The following is a 4,041-nucleotide window of genomic DNA, read 5'->3' on the forward strand; positions in this document are numbered from 1 at the left end:
TTTCAAGTCTTTATTGTTTAAGCTGCCTGTTTCTTAGCAACCCATTGGTCAACAAACTTCTCAAGTACGTTTAATGGTACTGCACCATTTTTAAGTACTACGTCGTGGAATTCACGAATATCGAATTTATCGCCTAGTTTTTCTTTAGCCGCTTCACGAAGCTCTAAAATTTTCAGCATGCCCACTTTGTATGCCGTTGCTTGTGAAGGCATTACAATGTGACGCTCAACCATTTTAACGCCATCAGACGTCGCATTTGGTGTGTTATTTACGTAGTAGTCGATACCTTCTTGACGAGTCCACTTCATAGCATGGATACCTGTATCTACTACTAGGCGACATGCACGCCATAATTCCATCGCAAGACGACCAAAATCTGAATATGGGTCTTCGTATAAGCCCATTTCTTTTGGTACTAGCTCAGAGTATAAACCCCAACCTTCAACATAGGCTGTGTAGCCGCCAAACTTACGGAACTTAGGCACACCTTCAAGCTCTTGCGCGATAGCAATTTGCATGTGGTGACCTGGAATACCTTCGTGGTATGCAAGTGCTTCCATTTGGTATGTTGGCATTGCTTCCATATCGTAAAGGTTTGCGTAATAAATACCTGGGCGTGAACCATCTGGTGCAGGTTGTTGGTAGAACGCTTTACCTGCTGCTTTTTCGCGGAATGCTTCAACAGCTTTAACCTTAAGGTCTGCTTTTGGCTTAACAATGAATAGCTCGTCTAGACGAGACTTCATGTTATCGATAAGCGCTGTTGCCTCATCAAGGTAACGTTGTTTACCTTCAGCGGTATTCGGGTAGTAGAACTGCTTATCAGTTTTCATGAATTGCATGAATGCTTTAAGGTCACCTTTAAAGCCTACTTTGTCCTTAATCTCACGCATTTCGTCGTGAATACGCGCGACTTCAGCTAAACCGATTGTGTGAATTTCTTTCGCTGTTAAATCAGTTGTTGTGGTACGTGCTAGCGCATTGTTGTAGAACGCTTCGCCGTCAGGGAATTTCCAAGCACCATCACGGTCATCAGCGCGCTTTTCTAACTGAGCTAAGAAGTTAATTAGTTTAGTGTAAGAAGGTTTTACTGCTGCTTTTAAGGCTTTTTCTGCATCGCTGATAAGTGCTGATTTTTCGCTGTCGGCAATCTCTAATGCGTTTACTTTACGTTTAAAGTCAGCAAGTAACGTTGAGTCTTCACCATCATGGAATGGTGCGCCGCGTAAGATATTATTGCTTGAATCAATTACGTGTGGGAAAACAAACTTAGGGGCGATAATGCCTTTATCTGCACGTACTTCAAGGTCTTTGATTAGTTGATCAATAACCGTTGTAACACCATTTAAACGTGAGATATACGCTTTAGCATCTGACACATCAGCAATTTGATGTTGGTTGATTAAAAACGCTGGGATCATCGAGTGAACACCAAACATTTGGTTCACTGGGTAGTTGTAATGACGCCATTTGAAATCAGCAATTTCGTTTTCTAAATCTTGCTTTTTAAGGTCGTAGCTTACTTTCGTCGCGTCATCTAATAGGTCACGGTTAATTGCCTTAAGCGCAACTAGATCAGCTTTAGTTTGTTCAAAGTCTTCTAAAACGCGCTCTTCACTGCCATCGTCCCATTTGTCGTAATCTTTTTTGATGCCCATGTATGTTTGATAGATAGGGCTTTTCATTACATCACGGTTAAAAGTATCTTCGAAGAAGGCATTTGCTTTATCGATTTCACTTTGTACAGGTTGGCTTTGTACACTTGGTGCAGGCTTCGGTTGCTCTTGCATTTGTTGGCAGCCGCCAAGTAATGCAACACTTACCGCCGCAGCGATGAAGGTCAGTTTACGCATTATCGTTCCTTTGTAGTTGTTAGAAATTTAATTATAATTCTTAAACGAATAATTCTAGCAGGTCATTTAAAAAGCGGTGGCCTTTTTGGCTTACCTGCCAGTTATCTTTATCATCAATTAGTAAGCCTTTTGCAATTGCATCAGTCAAGGCTTGTTCCTGACTTGGCAGTGACAAACTTGTAAGCAAAGGTAAATCAGCTTTGGGGCAGGGTTCGACTAAACGAAAACGATTCATAAAGAATTCAAAAGCTAAGTCGTCTTCTGCTACTTGCCATTGTTCGTATAAATACGGTTTGGCAAGATCCATATAACCTCGTGGGTGTTTTACTTTCACCGTACGGGTGATGACTTTATTTTCATCGGTAATTTTACCATGTGCACCGCAGCCGATACCGAGATAATCGCCAAATCGCCAATAATTCAAGTTATGACGGCATTGGTAGCCGGGCTTCGCGTAGCCTGAGATCTCGTATTGCTCATAACCTGCAGCTGCCAGCAATGCTTGACCTTGTTCTTGAATATCCCACAGAGTGTCGTCATGCGGTAAGGTCGGTGGCTTAGAAGCAAATTGAGTATTCGGCTCAATCGTTAGTTGATACCAAGATATGTGTGGAGGATTAAGCGCGATGATTTTTTCAAGGTCGCTTAAGGCATCTTCAAGAGATTGTCCGGGTAAGCCATGCATTAAATCAAGGTTAAAGCTATTTAACCCCGCTTGGTGTGCCTGTTTAGCTGCATAGCTTGCTTCGTCAGCACCATGAATACGGCCAAGGGCTTTTAGCTTGTCATTTTGCATGCTTTGTACGCCAATCGAAATACGATTGATGCCAGCGGCAACATACTCTTTAAAGCGACCTGTTTCGACGGTACCGGGATTAGCCTCTAGGGTAACTTCACAGTCATCACTTAGGCCAATTAATCTGTCGACTTCACCTAGTAAGCGGGTATAAGCGTCACCCGTTAATAAGCTTGGGGTACCGCCACCAATAAATATGCTGTGGATTTTACGCCCTTGCACTAAGTGCAAGTCGGCCTTGAGATCATCAATTAGATGCTGAACATATTCTTTTTCGGGGATTGTGCCTTTTTGGCCATGGCTATTAAAGTCACAGTATGGGCACTTTTGCACGCACCAAGGCACGTGCACATATAAACTTAAAGGCGGTAAACTCACAGGCCGCCTTTTTGCTGCAATTGCGCAAGTAGTTGTTTTAAAGCTTGGCCGCGATGGCTAAGGGCATTTTTTTGCTCCTTAGTTAACTGAGCGCTAGTGCATTGCTCAGACGGTACGTAAAAAACAGGATCATAACCAAATCCACCCTGACCATCTTGGCTATGGGTGATTTCGCCTTCCCAACTGGCACTACAAATAAGTGGTGTAGGGTCGTCGGCGTGGCGCATTAATACCAAAACACACCAAAAACGCGCACTGCGAACTGGGTTATCAGCAAGCTCTTTTAATAGCTTGTCGATATTATCTTGATCGCTTGCACCCGCTCCGGCAAAGCGTGCAGAGTATACACCCGGTGCACCATTTAGGCCGTCAACTTCAAGACCTGAGTCATCAGCAATAGCAGGCATGCCAGTGATCTTTGCAGCATGGCGCGCTTTAATAATGGCGTTTTCAACAAATGTGGTGCCTGTTTCAGGCACGTCTGGTACTTGAAAATCGCTTTGTGGAACCACGTTAATATTAAGAGGGCTGAGCATACTTGCCAACTCTTTTACTTTGCCAGGGTTACCCGTGGCTAAAACCAAGGTGTTATTCATAGGTCTATTAATCTACGTAAAATTTTTGCTGAAACTTCAGCGTTTGTACTTTGCCATTTTGATTTATTTCGATATCAAAACGGTAGATTTCTTCGTTGCTATAATCGATTTGAGCTAGGTAATAAATTGCATCGCCTTCAACAACTTCTTTAAATTTAAGCGGCTTTTTATTGCCAAGCAAATTACGTGCTGTGCCTGTTAAAGTTGCAGTCTGTGCTGTTTTATCGCTGTTTTTTAATACCGAAATATTAATAATCCCTTTGCTAGGGCTACGCTCTAAATCGTAGTTTTTGGCGATATTAGGCTGGATAAAGGTCGATGGAAATGCAATGTAGTGAACTTCCCAAGGGCCAAGTACCTTGTACTGAGCGCCTGCCTGTTCATCCGCTTTGGCATAGCTTGTAAATAAACTTAATAC

General features: G+C 42.8%; 4 protein-coding genes. All 4 read right to left on the reverse strand.

What is annotated here, in order from left to right:
* Nucleotides 1-17: 17 nt before the first annotated feature.
* Nucleotides 18-1,853 carry a DUF885 family protein gene (locus L1D46_RS19850; RefSeq protein WP_130049648.1) on the reverse strand — a complete coding sequence of 612 codons (1,836 nt, stop codon included), beginning with the start codon at nt 1,851-1,853 and terminating at the stop codon, nt 18-20.
* Nucleotides 1,854-1,893: 40 nt separating this feature from the next.
* Nucleotides 1,894-3,027 (reverse strand): radical SAM family heme chaperone HemW, encoded by a 1,134-nt coding sequence (gene hemW / locus L1D46_RS19855; RefSeq protein ID WP_130049647.1) that lies wholly within the window; start codon nt 3,025-3,027, stop codon nt 1,894-1,896.
* Entirely contained in the window at nt 3,024-3,623 is a 600-nt protein-coding gene (locus L1D46_RS19860) for an XTP/dITP diphosphatase (protein ID WP_058586594.1), read from the reverse strand. Before L1D46_RS19860 ends, hemW begins: the two co-directional genes overlap by 4 nt.
* A 7-nt stretch (nt 3,624-3,630) precedes the next feature.
* Nucleotides 3,631-4,041, reverse strand: a 411-nt coding sequence (locus tag L1D46_RS19865; protein WP_239978106.1) for a DUF4426 domain-containing protein, incomplete at its 5' end; no start/stop codon positions are given.

Origin of the sequence: Pseudoalteromonas sp. Isolate3 (assembly GCF_022398505.1) — a bacterium.
Classification (GTDB): Bacteria; Pseudomonadota; Gammaproteobacteria; order Enterobacterales; family Alteromonadaceae; genus Pseudoalteromonas; species Pseudoalteromonas apostichopi.